At 61.6% G+C, this 20,784-nt stretch carries 16 protein-coding genes; 1 reads left to right on the forward strand and 15 read right to left on the reverse strand.

Features of this window, described 5'->3' with window-relative positions; all coding sequences use genetic code 11:
* Positions 1 to 107: 107 nt before the first annotated feature.
* From dnaE to proS, 4 genes are all read right to left on the reverse strand, one after another.
* On the reverse strand, positions 108 to 3,551 hold the full coding sequence (gene dnaE, locus V4T21_RS06360) for a DNA polymerase III subunit alpha (RefSeq protein ID WP_332714579.1): 3,444 nt from the start codon (positions 3,549 to 3,551) through the stop codon (positions 108 to 110).
* A gap of 431 nt (positions 3,552 to 3,982) precedes the next feature.
* Positions 3,983 to 4,669 (reverse strand): ABC transporter ATP-binding protein, encoded by a 687-nt coding sequence (locus V4T21_RS06365; protein WP_332714581.1) that lies wholly within the window; start codon positions 4,667 to 4,669, stop codon positions 3,983 to 3,985.
* Positions 4,662 to 6,029, reverse strand: a complete 1,368-nt coding sequence (locus V4T21_RS06370; protein WP_332714583.1) for an ABC transporter permease — start codon at positions 6,027 to 6,029, stop codon at positions 4,662 to 4,664. Before V4T21_RS06370 ends, V4T21_RS06365 begins: the two co-directional genes overlap by 8 nt.
* Positions 6,026 to 7,375: a proline--tRNA ligase gene (gene proS, locus V4T21_RS06375; protein WP_332714585.1), complete on the reverse strand. Its 1,350-nt coding sequence runs from the start codon at positions 7,373 to 7,375 to the stop codon at positions 6,026 to 6,028. The genes V4T21_RS06370 and proS overlap by 4 nt, the downstream gene beginning before the upstream one ends.
* 472 nt (positions 7,376 to 7,847) lie before the next feature.
* Between proS and V4T21_RS06380 the strand changes: the two genes are divergently transcribed.
* Complete coding sequence (locus tag V4T21_RS06380) at positions 7,848 to 8,183, forward strand: MmcQ/YjbR family DNA-binding protein (protein ID WP_332714588.1); 336 nt, start codon at positions 7,848 to 7,850, stop codon at positions 8,181 to 8,183.
* Between the two features lie 45 nt (positions 8,184 to 8,228).
* On the opposite strand, the gene V4T21_RS06385 is transcribed toward V4T21_RS06380, so the two are convergent.
* From V4T21_RS06385 to nuoG, 11 genes are all read right to left on the reverse strand, one after another.
* Complete coding sequence (locus V4T21_RS06385) at positions 8,229 to 8,474, reverse strand: DUF1467 family protein (protein WP_332714590.1); 246 nt, start codon at positions 8,472 to 8,474, stop codon at positions 8,229 to 8,231.
* Positions 8,475 to 8,482: 8 nt separating this feature from the next.
* Positions 8,483 to 10,165: a ribonuclease J gene (locus tag V4T21_RS06390; protein ID WP_332714592.1), complete on the reverse strand. Its 1,683-nt coding sequence runs from the start codon at positions 10,163 to 10,165 to the stop codon at positions 8,483 to 8,485.
* Positions 10,166 to 10,289: 124 nt separating this feature from the next.
* Positions 10,290 to 11,183, reverse strand: coding sequence for a biotin--[acetyl-CoA-carboxylase] ligase (locus tag V4T21_RS06395; RefSeq protein WP_332714593.1), 894 nt, complete (start codon positions 11,181 to 11,183; stop codon positions 10,290 to 10,292).
* Positions 11,184 to 12,629 carry an NADH-quinone oxidoreductase subunit NuoN gene (gene nuoN / locus V4T21_RS06400; protein WP_332714595.1) on the reverse strand — a complete coding sequence of 482 codons (1,446 nt, stop codon included), beginning with the start codon at positions 12,627 to 12,629 and terminating at the stop codon, positions 11,184 to 11,186.
* A gap of 9 nt (positions 12,630 to 12,638) precedes the next feature.
* Entirely contained in the window at positions 12,639 to 14,186 is a 1,548-nt protein-coding gene (locus V4T21_RS06405) for an NADH-quinone oxidoreductase subunit M (protein WP_332714596.1), read from the reverse strand.
* Positions 14,183 to 16,141, reverse strand: coding sequence for an NADH-quinone oxidoreductase subunit L (gene nuoL, locus V4T21_RS06410; RefSeq protein ID WP_332714597.1), 1,959 nt, complete (start codon positions 16,139 to 16,141; stop codon positions 14,183 to 14,185). Before nuoL ends, V4T21_RS06405 begins: the two co-directional genes overlap by 4 nt.
* A gap of 7 nt (positions 16,142 to 16,148) precedes the next feature.
* On the reverse strand, positions 16,149 to 16,463 hold the full coding sequence (nuoK, locus tag V4T21_RS06415; protein WP_309161410.1) for an NADH-quinone oxidoreductase subunit NuoK: 315 nt from the start codon (positions 16,461 to 16,463) through the stop codon (positions 16,149 to 16,151).
* A gap of 12 nt (positions 16,464 to 16,475) precedes the next feature.
* Entirely contained in the window at positions 16,476 to 17,081 is a 606-nt protein-coding gene (locus V4T21_RS06420; protein ID WP_332714603.1) for an NADH-quinone oxidoreductase subunit J, read from the reverse strand.
* Between the two features lie 9 nt (positions 17,082 to 17,090).
* On the reverse strand, positions 17,091 to 17,579 hold the full coding sequence (nuoI, locus tag V4T21_RS06425; RefSeq protein WP_332714605.1) for an NADH-quinone oxidoreductase subunit NuoI: 489 nt from the start codon (positions 17,577 to 17,579) through the stop codon (positions 17,091 to 17,093).
* A gap of 13 nt (positions 17,580 to 17,592) precedes the next feature.
* Complete coding sequence (gene nuoH, locus V4T21_RS06430; protein ID WP_332715058.1) at positions 17,593 to 18,627, reverse strand: NADH-quinone oxidoreductase subunit NuoH; 1,035 nt, start codon at positions 18,625 to 18,627, stop codon at positions 17,593 to 17,595.
* A 72-nt stretch (positions 18,628 to 18,699) separates the two neighbouring features.
* Positions 18,700 to 20,781, reverse strand: coding sequence for an NADH-quinone oxidoreductase subunit NuoG (gene nuoG / locus V4T21_RS06435; RefSeq protein WP_332714607.1), 2,082 nt, complete (start codon positions 20,779 to 20,781; stop codon positions 18,700 to 18,702).
* Positions 20,782 to 20,784 lie beyond the last annotated feature (3 nt).

Below are 20,784 nucleotides of genomic sequence, written 5' to 3' on the forward strand. Positions count from 1 at the left end.
GGGTTGCCCCACCACCGGATGGATCCGTTCGACACGGACCCGCCTCTGCATGTGGATTTGACGTCGCGGCCTATACAGCAGCCCCGTTGATATAGCAAGCAAAACCGCTAGTTCAACCGCACGTCCACGACGCCCGTGATTGCCTTGAGGCCGCCGGCCAATTGCGGGGTGAGCCGGAATTGGCCCGGCAACTCGATTTCATACTCGCGTTCGCCCTCGTCGCGGACCAGCACCAAGCTGACCACCCCCTCCCCGCCGGGCTGAAGCTGGGATTTGATGGGGCCAAGGCATCTTTCGTTTCCGGCAAAGATCGTCATGCGCCCCCCGAGCTTTTCGACCGATGCGTCAATCGGCTCGCAATTGATCAGGCGCAGCCGCACCCCATCGGGCCGCGCCTCGGCCCCCACTTCGATGACCACGGATTTTCCCGCTTCGAGCCAGCGGCCGAAATCGTTGATCTGCTCGGAAAAGGCGATGCATTCGTAAGACCCGCTCGGGTCCGAGAACATCATGATCGCCATGGTCGAGCCCTTACGCGTGCGGCGGTCCTGCCGGGAGATCAGCGTGCCGGCCAGACGTCCGGCGACAGCGCCATTGCGCGCCGCCCGCTCGAAGGCGGACCATTGCTGCACGCGGAGTTTTTCGAACAGCTCCTGGTAGTCGTCCAACGGATGCGCGGAAAGATAGAACCCAATGGCCGAATGTTCCCGCGCCAGCCGTTCAGTCAGGCTCCAGGGCGCCACGTGTTCGGGCGGGGTAATGGCCTGGGGCTGGCTCGAGGCGAACATGTCGACAATCCCGTCAGCGCGGCCATTGGTTTCACGCTGCGCGGTGTTGACGATCGTGTCGATGACCTGGACCAATTGCTCGCGGCGCTTGGAAATAGTGTCGAACGCCCCAGCGTTGATCAGGGTTTCGAGCGTGCGCTTGTTGATGATCTTGGGATCGATGCGCGAGGCAAAATCGGCCAGGTCCTTGAACGGGCGATCTCCGCGAATCTCGACGATATGCTCGGCGACCTGCCGCCCCACCCCTTTGACCGCACACAGCGAATAGTGAATACGCCCATCGCGCACCGAGAAGTTGACCTCGGAGCGATTGATGCAGGGCGGAACGACCTCGATCCCTTTCTTCTGGGCTTCGCGGCGGAAGTCGGAAAGCTTGTCGGTCTGCGCCATGTCGAGCGTCATCGAGGCGGCGTAAAACTGCTCAGGGTGGTGCGTCTTGAGATAGGCCGTCTGGTAGGAAACCCAGGCATAGGCGGCAGCGTGGCTCTTATTGAAGCCGTAGTTGGCGAATTTGGCGAGCAGGTCGAAAATGGTATCGGCCTGCCCTTTCTTGATCCCGTTGGCGATCGCGCCTTCCTGGAAACGGACGCGCTGCTTGTCCATTTCGGCCTTGATCTTCTTGCCCATGGCGCGGCGCAGCATATCGGCTTCGCCCAGCGAATAGCCCGAGAGGAGCTGGGCGATCTGCATCACCTGCTCCTGATAAACGATGATGCCATAGGTTTCATCGAGCACTGTCGAGAGCGAGGCGTGCGGATATTCCACCTTCTCGCGCCCGTGCTTTCTACTGATGAAGCTCGGGATGTTGTCCATCGGACCGGGCCGATAGAGCGCGTTCATGGCGATCAGATCTTCGATGCGGTCGGGCTTGAGCTCAACGAGCGCCCGCCGCATGCCGGGACTTTCAAACTGGAAGATGCCGTAGGTGTCGCCATCCGCATAGAGTTTGTAGGTCGGCGCGTCCTCCAGCGGAATGGCGTCGATGTCGAGATCGACGCCCGCTTCCTTGACCATGTCGACAGCGTAGCGAATGGTCGTTAGCGTCTTGAGCCCCAGAAAGTCGAACTTCACCAGCCCGGCCGGCTCGACCCATTTGAGGTTGTACTGGGTGACCGGCATGTCCGAACGCGGGTCGCGGTAGAGCGGCAAGAGCTTTTGCAGCGGCCGATCGCCGATCACGATGCCCGCCGCGTGGGTCGATGCGTGGCGGTAAAGCCCTTCCAGCTTGCCGGCGATCCGCAGCAATTCGGCAACCGTTTCGTCCTCGTCCCGCATCATCTGCAGGCGCGGCTCGTCATTGATGGCCTGAGCCAGAGTTACCGGATTGGCCGGGTTATTGGGAACCAGTTTACAGATCCGGTCGACCTGCCCGTAAGGCATCTGGAGCACGCGGCCCACGTCGCGCAGCGCGGCGCGCGGCTGGAGCGTACCGAAGGTGATGATCTGGGCGACCTGTTCGTAGCCGTATTTGTCTTGAACGTAATGAATGACCTCTTCGCGCCGCTCCTGGCAGAAGTCGATGTCAAAGTCCGGCATCGAAACGCGTTCGGGATTGAGGAAGCGTTCGAAGAGCAGATTATAGCGCAGGGGATCGAGATCGGTGATGGTCAGTGCATAGGCGACCAGCGAGCCCGCGCCCGAGCCACGGCCCGGCCCGACCGGAATATCATGGGCCTTGGCCCATTTGATAAAGTCAGAAACGATAAGGAAATAGCCGGGAAATTTCATATCCCGGATCACCTTGAGCTCGAATTCGAGCCGGTCTTCATACTCCGCCGTGGTTCGTTCGGGCGCGTGCCCATAATCCTTGAGCCGATGCTTGAGCCCCTCGCGGGCCTGACGGGCCAATTCCTCGCCCTCGGCGGCTACGGCTTCGGCATCGCCTACCCCCTCGGCTGCGGCGAATTTGGGAAGGATGGGATCAAGCGTGCGCGGGCGGTAGCTGCAGCGTCGGGCGATCTCGACGGTGTTCTCCACGGCCTCGGGCAGATCGGAAAACAGCGCGATCATTTCCGCGCGCGTCTTGAAATAATGTTGATCCGACAGCCGGCGACGCTCGGTCTGGGCGACCACCGAACCTGCTGCGATGGCCAGCAGGGCGTCATGGGAATCGAAATCGTCCTGCGTGGGGAAATAGGGCTCGTTGGTCGCGACCAGCGGCAGGTCGAGACGGTAAGCCAGATCGATCAGGCGCGGTTCGACAGAGTTTTCGAGGGCGCGGTCGTGCCGTTGCAGCTCGACATAAAGCCGGTCGCCGAAAATGCGCGAGAGCACCCTCAGGCGAGCTTCGGCCTGGGTGTCCAGCCCTGCGGCGAGGTAGGGATCGATGGCGCCTTCGGGGCCGCCGGTGAGGCAGATCAGACCCGAGCCATGGTCCACCACCCAATCGATATGGGCAGCGGTTTTGCCGTCGCTGCCGACCTGATAGGCCTTGGAGACGAGTTCGGAAAGGTTGGCAAATCCGGTGGCATTGGTGGCGATCAGGACCACCGAGCCCTTGCCCAGATTGATGCGATCGGAGGGCTTATCGGCATCGGCGCCGAAATCGAGGGTGAGCTCGCACCCGATGATGGGCTGGATGCCTTTGGACGATGCCTTTTCGGAAAACTCCAATGCCCCGAAGAGGTTATTGGTATCGGCAATGCCGATGGCCGGCTGTCCGTCGGTTTTTGCCGTCTCCAGAATCGCACCCAACTGCAGCGCGCCCTCGAGCAGTGAGAAGGCGGAGTGGACGTGGAGATGGACGAAGCCGGGACCGGACATTTGTAGCGTAACCCGTGGAAATCTGGTGCTTTCTTGTGCCATTCAAAGCCACTGTGCGCCACCGTGACGGCGGCTTATGCACAGGGGGAATCAGGCGAGGTAAGTGATCATATCGAAATAGAACAGTGTGACGCCACCGAAGGCGGTGAGCGAAACCAGGGCCATGAAATCCTTGACGAAATCGAGCATGGAAGCCTCCTGAACATTGTTTATGTTTTGTTCTTATATGTTCATTTTTTGTTCCTGTCCATATGTCGCATGAACGGGTTGAGTTCGGTGGTTAAGAAAAGGTTGCGCGCGCCCGTTCCGGGGTTTGGTGGCAGCAATGTGCCAGAACTGAGAGGGTAGCGCGTGCCGCGCTGGATTCCGGGATTTGTTCCCGGAATCCAGCAACAGAATCTCCACAGCAGCAGGCTGCTTTTTCGTCCGTCCTAAAGCGTCAGCGGCTCGACCTTGCCTTCGACTATGGTCACCACGCGGTCGGCGCGGCGGGCGAGGTCGTGGTTGTGGGTGGCGATGATGCAGCCGGCGCGTTGCTGACGGATCAGATCGGACAGGGCGAGAAAAACCGTGTCGGAGGTAGCCGGGTCGAGATTGCCGGTCGGCTCGTCGGCGAGGATCAGGCTGGGCCGGTTGGCGGCAGCGCGGGCGATGGCGACGCGCTGCTGCTCGCCGCCCGAGAGTTCGGCTGGGCGATGGTCGGTGCGGTGCCCGATGCCCATGAGATCGAGCAGTTCGCGCGAGCGAATGTCGGAAGTGCCCTGCCCTTCGCCTGCGATCAATTGCGGCATCGAGACGTTTTCAAGCGCGCTGAACTCGGCGAGCAGATGATGGAACTGATAGACATAGCCGATGCGATGGCGACGCAGCAGCGTGCGCTGACGGTCGGCGAGCTTTGAAGTCCGTTCCCCGTCGATATCGACATCGCCGCCCGTCGGGCGTTCGAGAAGACCGCAGATATGCAGCAGCGTCGATTTTCCGGCGCCCGACGGGGCGACGAGGGCGACCATTTCCCCGCGATTGACGGTGAGATCGGCGCCGCGCAGAACGTGAATCGCCCCCTCGCCGTCGCCATAGGTCTGGTGCACGTCGCGCAGGCTGAGAAGAACATCACTCATAGCGCAGCGCCTCCACGGGGTCGTATTGCGCGGCCCGCCAGGCGGGATAGAGCGTGGCGAGGAACGAGAGCGCCAGTGCCATGATGAGCACCGCCGAGACCTCGAAGGGGTCGACGCGGGAGGGCAATGCCGAAAGCATGAACACCTCGGGTGGGAACAGCGCGATGCCCAGTACATTGGATATCCAGGCGCGGATGGTCTCGGCGTTGAAGGCGAGCACGACCCCGAGGATAAAGCCCGCGAAGGTGCCGATAAAGCCGATGGCGGTGCCGGTGATGCAGAATATGCGCATGATCGAGGCGCGCGTGGCGCCCATGGTGCGCAGCACCGCGATATCGGGGCCCTTGTCCTTCACCAGCATCACCAGACTTGAAATGATGTTGAAGGCTGCGACCAGCACGATCATCGAAAGGATCGTGAACATCACGACCCGTTCGACCTGCAGGGCCGAAAAGAAGGTGGAGTTTCGGGTTTGCCAATCGGTGAAGACCATGGGGCGCCCCGCCGCCTGTTCGAGCGCGAGCTGCATGTCCCAGGTGGCATCGGGATTGTCGAGGAAGACCTCGACCGCCGTCGCCATATAGACCCGTTCATAGGCCGCGTCGATTTCCTCGTCGGTCGCCATGATGTCGAGCTCTTCCACGCCCTCGCGCAGCCGGTCCTCATAGAGGCGGAAATAGTTCTGCGCGACGTGGATGGGCATGAAAATGAAGAGCGAGTCGAACTCGACCATGCCCACGTCGAATATGACGTTGACCGGATAGGAGCGGATCTGCGGCGTCGAACCGAGCGGCGTGCGCGGCCCGTTCGGGGTGACGATGGTGATGGCATCGCCCACGGTGACGCCGAGCTGAGACGCCATGCGTGAGCCGATGGCCACGCCTTCGAGCTCGTTCCAATCCTCCCAGCCGCCGGCGATGGTGCTCGAATAGAGCAAGGGCAGCTTTTCGATATCCTCGAGGGTCATGCCGCGCACATTGGCGCCGGTGGAATTATAGGTGCCGGTGACGAGCACCTGCCCTTCCACGAACGCAACCGCCGAGACGACGCCGGGCACCGTCTGCAGGCTGTCGCGAACCGCCTCGTAATCATCAAAGGTCTGTTCGATGGGAAAGGCCGTGAAATGGCCGTTAAGCCCCAAAATCTTGCCCAGCAATTCGTCGCGGAACCCGTTCATGACGCTCATCACCACGATGAGGGCGGCCACGCCTATGGCGATGCCGATCATGGTCAGCGAGGCGATGACGGAAACGAACGCGTCCTTGCGGCGCGCGCGCAGGTATCGCCCCGAGACCAGCCATTCGAAACGCGAGAACGGGCGCGTGCCCTTTTGCTGCCGGGCCGGGCTGGTGGAGGTCAAACGTTGTCCCTGCGTTCGGGTTCGATCAAGGCCTTGAGGCGGGCGATCGCATCCTCGATGCCGATGGTTTCGCGTTCGCCGGACTTGCGGTGCTTGATCTCGACTTCGCCGCTCGCCAGACCACGGGGACCGACGATCAACTGGAACGGAATGCCCACCAGATCGGCGGTTGCGAATTTCTGGCCGGCGCCCGTCTCGCGATCGTCATAGATCACGTCGAGACCGGCGGCCTGAAGCTGGCCGTAGAGCTTTTCATTGGCCGCGTCGCATTGCGCATCGCCCGATTTGAGGTTGATGAGGCTCACCTCGAACGGCGCCACCGAAACCGGCCAGACGATACCGTTCTCGTCATGGCTGGCCTCGATGATGGCGGGCACGATGCGGGTGAGCCCGATGCCGTAGGAGCCCATGTGAACGGGAATGTCCTTGCCGTCCGGACCGGTAACGGACGCACCCATGGGTTCGGAATATTTGGTGCCGAAATAAAAGACCTGCCCGACCTCGATGCCGCGCGCGGCGATGCGCTTGTCCTCGGGGACCTTGGAGGCGAAATCGGCCTCGTCGTGCATGTCCTCGGTCGCCGCATAAAGCGAGGTCCAATCGGCAACGATGCCCGTGAGATCGCCCGTATAATCGGTATCGACGGGCGGAATGGGCTTTTCGATCAGATCGGCGTGGCAGAAGACGCCGCTTTCGCCCGTGTCGGCGAGGACGATGAATTCATGCGACAGGTCGCCGCCGATGGGGCCGGTTTCGGCGCGCATCGGGATGGCGGTGAGGCCCATGCGATAATAGGTGCGCAGATAGGCCACGAACATGCGGTTATAGGCCTTGACCGCCGCATCCTTGTCCAGATCGAACGAATAGGCGTCCTTCATGAGAAATTCGCGGCTGCGCATGGTGCCGAAGCGCGGACGGATCTCGTCGCGGAACTTCCACTGGATATGGTAGAGATTGAGCGGCAAATCCTTGTAGGAGCGCACATAGGAGCGGAAGATCGAGGTGATCATTTCCTCATTGGTGGGCCCATAGAGCATGTCGCGCTCGTGACGGTCCTGCATGCGCAGCATTTCCTTGCCGTAATCGTCGTAACGGCCGGATTCGCGCCAGAGGTCCGCGTTCTGGAGCGTAGGCATCAAAAGCTCGATGGCCCCTGCCCGGTTCTGCTCTTCCTCGATGATCTGCTGGATCTTGCGCAGCACCTTGTACCCCAGCGGCAGCCAGGCGTAGAGGCCCGCGCCCTGCTGGGAAATCATGCCGGCGCGCAGCATCAGGCGGTGGGATATGATTTCCGCCTCTTTCGGCGTCTCTTTGAGCACGGGGAGGAAATAGCGTGACAGGCGCATGAAAACTCCGAACTGCCGGGAACAACCCTTCAGCCATCCGGCGCTTCATGGCATCGCCGAACGGCTCCAAATTCTCTGGCGCATCGCGAGTAGAACCCGAATCGGCCGCGATGTCCCAGTGTTTTGATATTGTGCAACTTCATCCGCGAAAAGCGGTATTCACCTTTTCGCGTGCAAAGCCGCCCCGATGCCGGCTTTTTTTGACCGGGCGCCGGCACCGTTCTTTGCCGTTGTGACAGTTTTTTGTCATGGTGTGACATATCCCCGCATTTTCTTCTTGTCGCGGCAAAATGTCCTTGATAGGGTCCCCGCCATAAAATGAAAGGCGGGTGTAACCCGCCCGACGCTGACAACGTCAAGGGAGGAGCACTGGCCGCCCATATGCGCGCTGTAAGTCCAGTGGATTGTCGCGAAACTCTCTTTAAAACGCAGGGCTTAGCCCTGCTTTTTTTTGTTCTGCGCGAGGTTTGGAATGGTCGATAAAGACGATTTGCGATCTCTTGCCATGAGCCTTGAAGGCACGCAGGAAGCGCCCCATCACGCGCGGACTGCCTATAAGACCGGGCGCATATACGCCACCGTCGATGGAGCGGGCGAAACGCTCAATCTTGCGTTATCGCCCGACGAACAGGCCATGAAGGTGGAAATGGCGCCCGAGATCTTCTCGCCGGTTGCAGGAAAATGGGGGCAAACCGGCTGGACGCAGGTTCGGCTCGCCCTGCTGGAACGCGATGAGCTCGAACAGGTTTTGCGTATGGCGTGGAGCCACACGCATCGGCCGCCTGCCCCGTCTTCGAGGCGGCGATGAATCTGCAAATTCAATTGCTCATGACTTGCGCCGATTGACCGTCCGTCAGCTCCAGTATTCCTGCAACGCAGGATTGGACATACCCCAGAAAATCAGCGCGGTGACGATGGCGGCGAGAATGGTCGTCGCCAGGGCCTTCTGCCATAGATAGGGATTGACCGGCGCGCCGGGATCGGTGCCATCGGTCACTTCGCCATCTTCATGCTGGCCGCGCACGCCGAAGGGCAAGACGACGAAAAGCACGGTCCACCAGACGACGAAATAGATCGCGATATAGGTAAAGGTCTGCATTATCCAAGCTATACCTTATGGACGAACACTTTGACGATGGGCTTGCGCCCCCAGGCTGCGTTGAGCTCGGAGCGCACCGCGCGGCGGATGGCTTCGGCGAAACGGCCCGTGTCGGAGCGGCGCTTTTCGGGGAAGCTCTTGATCACGCTTCTTGCGGCCCGATGAGCGACGGCGCTCAGCGGATCGTCATCGTCTGCCAGATCGGGGATGCCGTCCAGATCGAATACCGGTCCTGAGACGATCTGTCCCTTAGCGTTGACCACAAGGCTGACGATGGCGACGCCGCCGAATCCCAGCCGGCGGCGGTCGCGCACGTTGGACTCTTCGGGCGTGCACAGCAGATTGCCGTCGAGATAGAGCACGCCGGTGCGAACTTCGCCGGGCATGTGCTTGGGTTCGGGATAGAGACGGACCATATCGCCATTGCGGATGGAAATGACCTTCTTGATCCCCTTTTCGCGGCCGAAGGTGGCGTGGGCTTCCAGATGCATGGGTTCGCCATGGACCGGGATCAGCACGTCGGGCTTGAGCCAATCGTAGAGCTGGGCGAGTTCGTGCCGGCGCGGGTGGCCGGAGACGTGGATCATCTCATCGCGACCGGTGACGATTTCGACGCCCTTGTCGACGAGCTTATTCTGGATGTCGAGGACGGCCTTTTCATTGCCGGGAATGGCCCAGGAGGAAAAGATTGCCATGTCGCCAGGCGAAAGGTCGATGACCGGATGGGAGCCGTCGGCGATGCGCGCCATGGCGGCGCGGGCTTCGCCCTGGCTGCCGGTGCAGATCAGGACGACCTTGTCGCGCGGCAGGTAGCCATAGGCGTCCTGGTCGAGGAAATCGGGGACGCCTTCCATCAGCCCCAGCTCGCGGGCGATGCCGGCGATGCGGTGCACGGCGCGGCCGGCGGCGACGACCTGGCGGTCGGCCTTGGCGGCGGCGCGGGCGATGGAGATCATCCGGCCCAGGTTCGAGGCGAAGATGGTCACTGCGACACGGTTCTTGGCGGTGGCGATCAGGCGCTCGAGATTAACGCCGACTTCGGTTTCGGACGGGCTGTCGCCGTCCTTCATGGCGTTGGTGGAATCGCAGATCAGCGTGAGCGGCTTGCCGTCCTCGCCGATCTCCTTGAAGCGCTTGATGTTGGTGGGCGGCGTGCCGACGGGCGAGGGATCGATTTTCCAGTCGCCGGTGTGGAGCACGCGGCCGGCGGGAGTTTCGATCAGCAGGGCGTTGGATTCGGGGATCGAGTGGGACACTTCGATCGGCTCGACCTTGAAAGGGCCGATCTGGAAGGGGATGCCGGGGGTGAATATCTGGACTTCCACATCATCCTCGATGTTGTTGGAAATCCGCTTGGCCTTGAGCATGGCGGCGCCGAAACGGCCGGCGAAGACCGGCTTGTCGAAAGCCGGCCAGATGTCGAGGATGGCGCCGTAGTGGTCTTCGTGGGCGTGGGTGAGGACCAGGCCGACGACGTTTTCCGCCTCGTCTTCCAGGAATGACGGGTCGGGCATGACCAGTTCGATGCCGGGGAGTTCGGGGCCGCCGAAGCTGACACCGCAATCGACGACCAGCCATTTGCGGTCATCCTCGGGGCCATAACCGTAAAGCCCCATGTTCATGCCGATCTCGCCCACGCCCCCGAGGGGGACGAAGACAAGTTCCTCGGTGCCCGAATTCCGTTTCGCCATAAGCCAATAGCGCGGCCGGGGTGCGGCCACGTCCCTTCAATTATCTGTTGTCGCGTTCCCGAAGCGAAAAACCGGTACCCGATTTTTCTGGGAATGCTCTCTAAAATTACGGCAATCGCCCTCGTTAGCGCAGCGTCGCCGTGGTTCCAAAATGGACATCGCCCGCCGCTATGGCGATCCGATGCCCCTCGTCGTCGCGGACAATCAGATGGCCCGCATCATCAATCGTTTCAAAAACGCCGCGCAGGACGCCATCGTTGCGTTGCACGGCCACCTCGGTACCGATCCCGGCGGCGTTTCCGCGCCAGGCCCGGATGATCTCGGCGGTGCCTTCGCCATTGTTCCATGTCTGGTAACACTCGACCCAGCTTTCGGCCAGTGCCTCAAACACCGCAGCCGCATCGAAAGGTGCGCCGAGCGCTGCAAGCGCGGTCGCGGGATAAGGCAGGCCCTGGGGCGCGGCGACGACGTTGACCCCGATGCCGATGACGATGGCGGTCTTGCCGTCGGGCCGTTTCTGGGCTTCGAGCAGGATGCCCGCGAGCTTTGCGCCGTCGGCGAGCAAATCGTTAGGCCATTTGAGCGCGATGCGCGCCCTGCCCTTATCGCTCACAAAATTTTTGTCTTGTCGCGCGGTCGAACCGGAAAAGTCTCCAACTTTTCCTGACCACGCTCCGTCAGCTCCATCGATGCCGCTGCGGATGGCGGCGGCGGGCAGGAGCCGGGCCAGCGCGGAATTGAGCGCGACACCGGCGACGAAACCGAGGCTGGCGAGGTTGGCGGTGGGAGCATCGGGAACGATCAGCAGCGAAGCGGCGAGGTTGCCGTGGGGGTTTTCCCATTTCCGGCCCCGGCGCCCCCTGCCCTCGGTCTGCTGGAGGGCGGCGAACCAGATCTTGCCGGCATCGCCCGCCATGGCGGCATCCATCGCCTCGATATTGGTCGAGCCGACCGTATCGAAGCCAATGACGCGATAGCCGGCTTCGACGGCTTTGGGAGGAAGCGGAAACGCGACCATCTAGAAAAGCGAATTCGCGGCAGTGTGCGCCAATGCTGTCAGAGCCGGCCCCACGGTCACGTAATAGGTGAGAATCAGGAACCCGGTAAGAGCGATCACGACACGCAGTTCGACTGCCGGGACGGCGTATGAGGCGGTTGGTTCGTCGAAATACATGACCTTGATGACGCGCAGATAGTAGAAGGCGGAAACCGCACTCGCCAGCATGCCGATGACGGCCAGGACGAAGAGTTGGGCTTCGATCGCGGCCAGGAACACCTGCCATTTGGCGAAGAACCCGGCGAGCGGCGGCAGGCCGACCAGCGAGAACATGAAGAGCGCCAGGACGGCGGCGACGAACGGGCGGCTTTGGGCAAGTCCGGCCAGATCGTCGATGGTTTCGACGTAGCCGTCCTCGTTCTTGAGCGCCAGGATGCAGGCGAAGGTGCCGATGGTCATGGCGAGGTAGATGGCCATATAGATGGCGACGCCTTCGACGCCCACGAGGCTGCCGGCCGAGAGGCCGACAAGCGCGAAGCCCACATGGCCGATGGAGGAATAGGCCAGAAGGCGCTTGAGATTGTTCTGGCCAATGGCCGCGAACGAGGCCAGCACCATCGACGCTATCGAAATGAAGACCACCACCTGCTGCCAGTCGCGGGCAATGGGCTCGAACGCATCGAAGACGATACGGATGAGGAGCGCCATGGCGGCGACCTTGGGGGCCGAGGCGAAGAAAGCGGTGACGGGCGTCGGTGCGCCTTCATAGACGTCGGGCGTCCACATGTGGAACGGCACGGCGGAAATCTTGAAGGCGATACCGGCGAGCAGGAACACCAGCCCGAAGATGACACCGGGATTGCGGTCGCCCAGCGCCACGGCCTGGGCGATTTCGTTGAGCTGGGTGTGGCCGGTAAAGCCATAGACCAGCGAAGCGCCATAGAGCAGCATGCCCGAGGACAGCGCGCCGAGGACGAAATATTTCAGCCCCGCTTCGGTGGCTCGGGCACTGTCGCGCTTGAACGCGGCGACGACGTAGAGGGCGAGCGATTGCAGCTCGAGGCCGACATAAAGGCTCATGAGATCGTTGGCCGAAACCATCATCATCATGCCCAGCGTCGCAAGGAGCACGAGCACCGGGTATTCGAACTTGTTGAGCCCGTTGTCGACGGCGGTGGAGACCGAAAGGATCAGCGCGAAGGCCGAACCGGCGATGACCAGCACCTTCATGAACCGGGCAAAGCCGTCATTGATGAAACCGCCCGCGAAGATGACGCCTTCGGTCGAGCGGAAGACGATCATGATGGCGACGGCCAGTAAGAGGCCAATGGAAATGCCCGTGATGACCGTCGAATTCTCCTTTTTGGAGAAGACGCCCACAAGGAGCATCACCAGCGCGCCGACGGCCAGCAGCATTTCGGGATAGGCAGGCGCCAGGGAGGCGAAACCGGCAAATTGAGACACCACATTCACCTCCTAATGCGCCGCCGGAGCGGCTTCGGCCGGCACCGGTATGTCGACCGCCGGAGCAATCTGCTCGATGCCGACGGCGGCCTGATACTGTTCGACGAGCGCACCGACCGAGACGGCCATCGCGTCCATCAGCGGCGCGGGGTAGAAACCGAAGAAGATCGTCAGCACGACCAGCGGGACGATGGTCACCATCTCGCGGGGGTTGAGATCGAGAATGCCCTTGAGGCTTTCCTTTTCCAGCGCGCCCCAGATGATCTTGCGATAGAGCCAGAGCGCATAACACGCCGAAAGGATCATCCCCAGTGCCGCGACGGCCGCGAACCAGGTGTTGACCTGGAAGATGGCCAGCAGCGTCAGAAACTCGCCCACGAAGCCCGAAGTGCCCGGCAGGCCGACATTGGCCATTGTGAACACCATGAAGGCGAAGGCGTATCTGGGCATCCGCTCGACCAGCCCGCCATAGGCATCGATATCGCGGGTGTGCATCCTGTCGTAGATGACCCCGATCGACAGGAACAGCGCACCCGAAACGATGCCGTGGCTGATCATCTGAAAGATGGCGCCCTGCACGCCATAGACCGTACCGGTGAAGATGCCCATCGTCACGAACCCCATATGGGCGACCGAGGAATAGGCGATCAGCTTCTTGATGTCGGTCTGGACGAAGGCAACCAGCGAAGTGATGACGATGGCGGCGACCGAAAGGAAGAACACGAAGTTGGCGAAATAGGCCGAGGCATCGGGGAACATGGGCAGCGAGAAGCGCAGGAAGCCATAGCCGCCCAGCTTCAACAGAATCGCCGCCAGGATGACCGACCCCGCCGTAGGCGCCTCGACGTGCGCCTCGGGCAGCCAGCGGTGGAACGGCCACATGGGCATCTTGACCGCCAGCGAGGCGAAGAACGCCAGCCAGAGCCAGAACTGCATCTCCTCGGGGAAATCGACCCGCAGCAGCCGCGCGATATCGAGCGTGCCGCCATACCAATACATCGCCATGATGGCGAGCAGCATCAGCACCGAGCCGATGAAGGTATAAAAGAAGAATTTGTAGCTCGCCTGAATCCTGCGCTTGCCACCCCAGATGCCGATGATGAGAAACATCGGCAGCAGCGTGCCTTCGAAGAAGACGTAGAACATGGCCAGATCGAGCGTGCAGAAGACGCCGATCATCAGCATCTCGAGCACCAGAAACAGCACCATGTATTCGCGCACGCGGAAGGTGACCGAATCCCAGCTCGCCAGAATGCACATGGGCATCAACAGGCCGGTCAATACAATGAACAGTACCGAAATTCCGTCGACGCCCATGCGGTAGCCGATGACGTCGCCGAGCCAGACATGGTTCTGGACGAACTGGAACGACGCCGTTTCAGGATCGAACATGCCCCACATGACCAGCGTGAAGATGAAGGTCACCACCGTCGTCGCCAGTGCGATGCGCTTGATATTGAGCTCGGCGACCGCATCGCGGCCCGGAGTCAGCAGAATGAAAAAGGCCCCGACCAGCGGCAGAAAGGTAACGATGGTCAGGATGTTGTTTTCAAGGATCATCCCAGAAGTCCCCCGGCGGCGATGGCCCAGGTGATGAGCGCAGTAACGCCGATGAGCATGGCGAAGGCATAGTGATAGAGGTAGCCCGACTGCAGGCGCGTGACGTAGCCCGTGGCCTGCTTGACGCGACGGCCCAGGCCTTCGACCAGGGTCTGATCGACCAGCCAATCGTCAAAGCCCTTCCAGAGCGCCGTCCCCAGCCAGCGGGCCGGCCGCACGAAGATGCGGTCGTAGAGCTCGTCGAAATACCATTTGTTCAAGAGGAACTGGTAGAGCCCGCGATGTTCCTCGGCGAGGCGCTTGGGCGTTTCCGGGCTGCGGATATACATGAACCACGCCAGGGCGAAGCCGATGAGCATGGCGAAGGTCGCCGACCATTTGACCCAAGTGGGAACGTGGTGGGCCGCATCGATGATCCCCGCATCGACCACGATCGAGCCGTGGAAGAAATGCTCGATATGCTCGGCATGGCCGAAGAAGGCGTCATAAAACACCACGCCCGAGAGCACCGCACCCACGGCCAGGATATAGAGCGGGATCAGCATGACGTTCGGGCTCTCGTGAGCATGATCGAACGTATGGTGATCGGCGCGGGTCGGGCCGTGGAACGTGAGGTGGACGAGGCGCCACGAGTAAAAGCTCGTGAAAAGCGCGGCGATGACCAGAAGCCAGAAGGCGAACGACCCTGTGTTCCCACCGAAGGCGTAGGCCGCCTCGACGATCGCATCCTTGGAGAAAAAGCCCGCGAAACCGAACGAAGTGCCCGGGATACCGACGCCCGTAAGCGCCAGTGTGCCGATGAGCATCATGGCATAGGTCAGCGGAATTTTCCGCGCGATGCCTCCCATGTTGCGCATGTCCTGCTCGTGATGCATCGCATGAATCACCGAGCCGGCGCCAAGAAACAGCAGCGCCTTGAAGAAGGCGTGAGTGAAGAGGTGGAAAATGCCCGCCGAATAGGCCCCTACCCCGAGCGCCACGAACATGTAGCCGAGCTGGGACATCGTCGAATAGGCGATGACGCGCTTGATATCATTCTGGACCAGACCGACCGTCGCCGCCATGAAGGCGGTGATGGCGCCGATGGTGATGATGAACACGGTCGCCGCTTCGCTTAGCTCGAACATGGGCGAAAGCCGCGCAACCATGAAAACGCCGGCAGTGACCATGGTTGCCGCGTGGATGAGCGCCGAAACAGGCGTCGGGCCTTCCATGGCGTCGGGAAGCCAGGTGTGGAGCAGGAACTGGGCCGATTTGCCCATGGCGCCCATGAACAGCAGCAGGCAGACGACGGTCATCGCGTGCGCATCCCACCACAGGAAACCCATTGTAGCATCGGCGACGCCGGGTAGCGCCGCGAAGGTTTCATCGAACCCGAGCGTGCCCAGGAGGAAGAAAGTGCCGAAAATGCCCAGGGCGAAACCGAAATCACCCACGCGGTTGACCACAAATGCCTTCATGGCGGCGGCGCGGGCGGTTTCCTTTTTGTACCAGAAGCCGATCAGCAGATAGGACGCCAGGCCCACTCCTTCCCAGCCGAAGAACATCTGGACGAAGTTATCGGCCGTCACCAGCATGAGCATGGCGAAGGTGAAGAGCGAGAGATAGGCGAAGAACCGCGCCCGGTGCGGGTCGTCGTGCATGTAGCCGATGGAATAAAGGTGCACGAGACTGGAGACGGTATTGACCACGACCAGCATGATGGCCGTGAGCGTATCGACGCGCAGCACCCAATCGAGCTGGAGATCACCGGAATGAATCCAGGTCAGCACGGTGACCTTGTAGGCTTCGCCATCGCCCAGGAAGAAGGGGATGAAGACGATCCATGACAGCACGGCCGCCGCGATCAGCAGCGAGGTCGTGACTATCTCGGCGGGCCTGTGGCCGATGGCGCGGCCGAAGAGACCCGCCACCAGCGCGCCGATCAGCGGCAGAAAGACGATTGCCTGGATCATGGCCGGCTCAGCCCTTCATCATGTTGACGTCTTCCACAGCAATCGAACCTCGATTGCGGAAGAAGATCACGAGGATCGCGAGGCCGATGGCGGCCTCGGCGGCGGCGACGGTCAGGATCAGCAACGCGAACACCTGGCCGACGAGATCGCCCAGATGGGCGGAAAAGGCCACTAGGTTGATGTTGACGGCGAGCAGGATGAGTTCAATCGACATCAGGATGATGATGATGTTCCTGCGGTTGAGGAAAATTCCGAACACTCCGATGGTGAACAGAATGGCCGCTACGGTCAGGAAGTGACCGAGCCCGATAACCGGTGTCATATTCAGTCCCCCTTACAGCCCTTTTCCGCTCTCGACCTTGACGGTCGTGACGCCCGATTTCCCTCGCGCGACCTGGGCCGCGATGTCCTGACGCTTGACGTTCGGCTTGTGGCGCAGGGTGAGGACGATCGCCCCGATCATGGCCACGAGCAGCACGAGACCACACGCCTGGAAAAGATAGATGTATCGTGTGTAGAGCACTTGCCCGAGCGCCCTGGTGTTTTCGACGCCCGCATCAATTGGCAGAGCGCCCGATCCCGCAACTTCGGGAACGACGAAGGCCGAGCCAGCGACCATCAGCAATTCGAGCAGCAGGATAACGCCGACCACGATGCCGATCGGGGCGTATTGCATGACGCCCTGGCGGAGCTCCTTGAAATCGACGTCGAGCATCATGACAACGAACAGGAACAGCACGGCGACGGCGCCGACATAGACCACGATCAGGATGAGCGCGAGAAATTCGGCGCCCGCCAGCATGAATATGCCGGCCGCGTTGACGAACGCCAGGATCAGGAAAAGCACCGAATGCACGGGATTTCGCGAGGAAATCACCATGATCGCCGACGCGATGACGACGGCGGAGAACAGGTAGAAGAAAAACAGCGGCAAGGTCACCTGTCGCTCCTAACGGTACGGCGCATCAAGGGCGATGTTGGCGGCGAGTTCACGCTCCCAACGGTCGCCATTGGCCAGGAGACGTTCCTTGGAGAAATACAGCTCCTCGCGCGTCTCGGTTGCGAATTCGAAATTGGGACCTTCCACGATGGCATCGACCGGGCAGGCTTCCTGGCAGAAGCCGCAATAGATGCATTTGACCATGTCGATGTCGTAGCGGACGGTGCGGCGCGTGCCGTCGTTCTGGCGCGGGCCGGCTTCGATGGTGATGGCCTGGGCTGGGCAGATGGCTTCGCAGAGCTTGCAGGCGATGCAGCGCTCTTCGCCATTGGGATAGCGGCGCAGGGCGTGCTCGCCCCGGAAACGCGGGGAGACGGCGCCTTTTTCGAAGGGATAGTTGATGGTGGGCTTGGGCGAGAAGAAATAGCGCATCGCCAGGAAAAAGGTCGACACGAATTCGCGAAGGAACAGGGCGTCGAGAAACCGCAAGGCTTTCATTTCGGCTCTCTCCTTATGCCATGCCGCCATGCCAGCCCCAGCCCGTAAGCATGAGGACGGCGGCGACGACGACGACCATCAGAAGCGAGATCGGCAGGAAGACTTTCCAGCCCAGACGCATCAACTGGTCGTAGCGGTAACGGGGGACCATGGCCTTGACCATGGCGAACATGAAGAAGGCCAGACACACCTTCAGGACGAACCAGACCACGCCCGGTATCCAGGTGAAGGGCGGCAGGTCGATCGGTGCGGACCAGCCGCCCAGGAACAGGATGGTGGTCAGCGCGCACATCAGGATGATGGCGACGTATTCGCCCAGCATGAACATCATGTAGGGGGTGGAGCCGTATTCTGTCATGAAGCCGGCGACGAGCTCGGACTCCGCCTCGACCATGTCGAAGGGCGGGCGGTTGGTTTCGGCGAGCGCTGAGATGAAGAAGATGATGAACATCGGGAACAGCGGCAGCCAGTACCAGTTTAGGAAGGTGAGCCACGGCACGCCGAGCATGTGCGCAAGGCCACCGGCCTCCTGTGCACGGACGATGTCGGTCAAATTCAGCGAGCCGACGCAGAGCAATACGGTGATGATGACGAAACCGATCGAGACTTCGTAGGAAACCATCTGCGCGGCGGAGCGGAGCGCGCCCAGGAACGGGTATTTCGAGTTCGAGGACCAGCCCGCCATGATGACGCCATAGACGCTGAGCGAGGAGATGGCGAAGATATAGAGGATGCCGATATTGATATCGGCCAGCGCCCAGCCGTCGGAAACCGGGACCACGGCCCATGCGGCGAGCGCCAGGAGGACGGTGACTAGCGGCGCGAGGATGAAGACGGCCTTGTCGGCGCCGGCGGGGATCACCGGCTCCTTGAAGGTGAACTTCAGGAGGTCGGCGAAGCTCTGGAGCAGGCCGAAGGCGCCCACGACGTTGGGGCCACGGCGGATCTGGACGGCGGCCCAGATCTTACGGTCGGCCAGCAGAATATAGGCCGTGAACACCAGGAGCGCGACGAGCAGCAGCAGGGCTTTCCAGACAAACCCGACCATGGTGCCCAAACCGATGATGGGGACACCGAAGAGATAGTCGAGCGCGTATACGATCCAGTCCATATCGCTGCCTTACTCCGCGGCCTGTTTCAGACCCGCCATGAGCTGCGAGCATTCGGCCATGACAGCAGATGCGCGGGCTATGGGGTTGGTGAGGTAGAAATCGCCGACCGGGGAGATCAGGGCGTAGGATGATTTCGGTGCGGCAGAGTTCGCAAGCGCCGAGATTTCGGAAGCGGCGCCCGGCGCGATCGCATCGAGCTGGGCGAGGTGCGGATACTCGCGATAGAGAAGAGCCCGAAGTGCGCCAAGGGAGTCGAAAGGCAGCGTCTGGCCCAGCACTGACGACAGCGCGCGCAGGATGGCCCAGTCCTCCTTGGCCTCGCCGGGGGCGAAGATCGCGCGGGTGGTCATCTGCACGCGGCCTTCGGTGTTGACGTAGGTGGCGGACTTTTCCGTATAGGTGGCAGCTGGCAGGATGATATCGGCACGATGGGCGCCGGCATCGCCATGGCTGCCGATATAGACCAGCTTGGTGTCGCCGAGGGCGGACATGTCGACCTCATCGGCCCCGAGCAGAAAGAGCACGTCGAGCTTGCCCTTGAGCATGGCGGCAGTGTCGAGACCGCCGCGAGCGGGGACGAAACCGATATCGAGGGCGCCGACGCGGGAAGCGGCGTTGTGGAGGACGGCGAAGCCGTTCCATTCCTCGGTAAGTGCGCCGGAGACGTTGGCGATTTCGGCGGCGAGGGCAAGAGCATCCTTGCCCGCTGCGCCTGTGACGGCTCCCTCGCCCACGATGACGATGGGACGCTGGGCGTTGCGGAGGATTTCAGCGAAGGCGCCATTGCCAGCCGCAAGATCGGCCAGCGAGTCGAGGCCGGCACCCAGATGCGCGTAGTCATAGGTCAGATCGGCGGCTTCGCCGATGACGCCGATTTCCACATTGCCGGCGCGCCACGCCTTGCGGATGCGGGCGTTGAGGACGGCGGCTTCGCGGCGCGGGTTGGTGCCGATCAGAAGAATGGCGTCGGCCTGCTCGATCCCGGCGATGGTGGGATTGAAGATGTAGGACGCCCTACCCTTTTTCGGATCGAGCGCCGACCCTGCCGGGCGGGCATCGATATTGGGCGAGCCGAGTGCGGCCACCAGGGATTTGAGGGCGTACATTTCCTCGACGCCGGCCAGATCGCCGGCGATAGCACCGATACGTTTGGGCTCGACGGACTTGACCAGCGCTGCCACGGCGGCGAAGGCTTCGGCCCAGCTTGCGGGCTTGAGCTTGCCGTTCTTGCGCACATAGGGGCGATCGAGGCGCTGTGTGCGTAGACCGTCCCAGATGAAACGGGTCTTGTCGGAAATCCACTCCTCGTTGACGCCTTCATGAATGCGCGGCAGAACCCGCATCACTTCGCGGCCACGGGCATCGACGCGGATGTTGGAGCCCACGGCATCCATCACGTCGATAGACTCGGTCTTGGTCAGCTCCCACGGGCGGGCCTGGAAGGCATAGGGCTTACTGGTCAGCGCGCCGACCGGGCAGAGGTCGATGACATTGCCCTGGAGCTCGCTGGTGAGTGCCTGCTCCAGATAGGAGGTGATCTCGGCATCTTCGCCGCGACCGATCAGGCCTAGTTCGGAAACGCCGGCGACTTCGGTTGTGAAGCGTACGCAGCGGGTGCAGTGGATGCACCGGTTCATGATCGTCTTGACCAGCGGGCCGATGTATTTGTTTTCGACGGCGCGCTTGTTCTCCCAATAGCGGGAGGTATCGACGCCATAGGCCATGGCCTGGTCCTGCAGATCGCACTCGCCGCCCTGATCGCAGATCGGGCAATCGAGCGGATGGTTGATGAGCAGGAATTCCATCACGCCTTCGCGGGCCTTCTTGACCATGGGCGTGTTGGTGAACATTTCGGGCGCTTCGCCATTGGGGCCGGGGCGAAGGTCGCGCACGCTCATGGCGCAGCTTGCCTGCGGCTTGGGCGGCCCGCCCTTCACTTCGACGAGGCACATACGGCAATTGCCGGCGACCGACAGGCGTTCATGGTAGCAGAAGCGCGGGATTTCCGCGCCCGCCGCCTCGGCGGCCTGCATCAGCGTGAAGTGATCGGGAACCTCGATCAGTTCGCCATCAACCTTGATTTGCGCCATATC

The organism is Pelagibacterium mangrovi (assembly GCF_036662815.1).
Classification (GTDB): domain Bacteria; phylum Pseudomonadota; class Alphaproteobacteria; order Rhizobiales; family Devosiaceae; genus Pelagibacterium; species Pelagibacterium mangrovi.

What these genes read in the sequence shown, in the direction of transcription:
- dnaE (WP_332714579.1), bottom strand. Translation starts at nt 3,551, where the DNA reads ATGTCCGGTCCCGGCTTCGTCCATCTCCACGTCCACTCCGCCTTCTCA.
- V4T21_RS06365 (WP_332714581.1), bottom strand. Translation starts at nt 4,669, where the DNA reads ATGAGTGATGTTCTTCTCAGCCTGCGCGACGTGCACCAGACCTATGGC.
- proS (WP_332714585.1), bottom strand. Translation starts at nt 7,375, where the DNA reads ATGCGCCTGTCACGCTATTTCCTCCCCGTGCTCAAAGAGACGCCGAAA.
- V4T21_RS06380 (WP_332714588.1), top strand. Translation starts at nt 7,848, where the DNA reads ATGGTCGATAAAGACGATTTGCGATCTCTTGCCATGAGCCTTGAAGGC.
- V4T21_RS06385 (WP_332714590.1), bottom strand. Translation starts at nt 8,474, where the DNA reads ATGCAGACCTTTACCTATATCGCGATCTATTTCGTCGTCTGGTGGACC.
- V4T21_RS06390 (WP_332714592.1), bottom strand. Translation starts at nt 10,165, where the DNA reads ATGGCGAAACGGAATTCGGGCACCGAGGAACTTGTCTTCGTCCCCCTC.
- V4T21_RS06395 (WP_332714593.1), bottom strand. Translation starts at nt 11,183, where the DNA reads ATGGTCGCGTTTCCGCTTCCTCCCAAAGCCGTCGAAGCCGGCTATCGC.
- V4T21_RS06405 (WP_332714596.1), bottom strand. Translation starts at nt 14,186, where the DNA reads ATGATCCTTGAAAACAACATCCTGACCATCGTTACCTTTCTGCCGCTG.
- nuoL (WP_332714597.1), bottom strand. Translation starts at nt 16,141, where the DNA reads ATGATCCAGGCAATCGTCTTTCTGCCGCTGATCGGCGCGCTGGTGGCG.
- nuoK (WP_309161410.1), bottom strand. Translation starts at nt 16,463, where the DNA reads ATGACACCGGTTATCGGGCTCGGTCACTTCCTGACCGTAGCGGCCATT.
- nuoI (WP_332714605.1), bottom strand. Translation starts at nt 17,579, where the DNA reads ATGAAAGCCTTGCGGTTTCTCGACGCCCTGTTCCTTCGCGAATTCGTG.
- nuoH (WP_332715058.1), bottom strand. Translation starts at nt 18,627, where the DNA reads ATGGTCGGGTTTGTCTGGAAAGCCCTGCTGCTGCTCGTCGCGCTCCTG.
- nuoG (WP_332714607.1), bottom strand. Translation starts at nt 20,781, where the DNA reads ATGGCGCAAATCAAGGTTGATGGCGAACTGATCGAGGTTCCCGATCAC.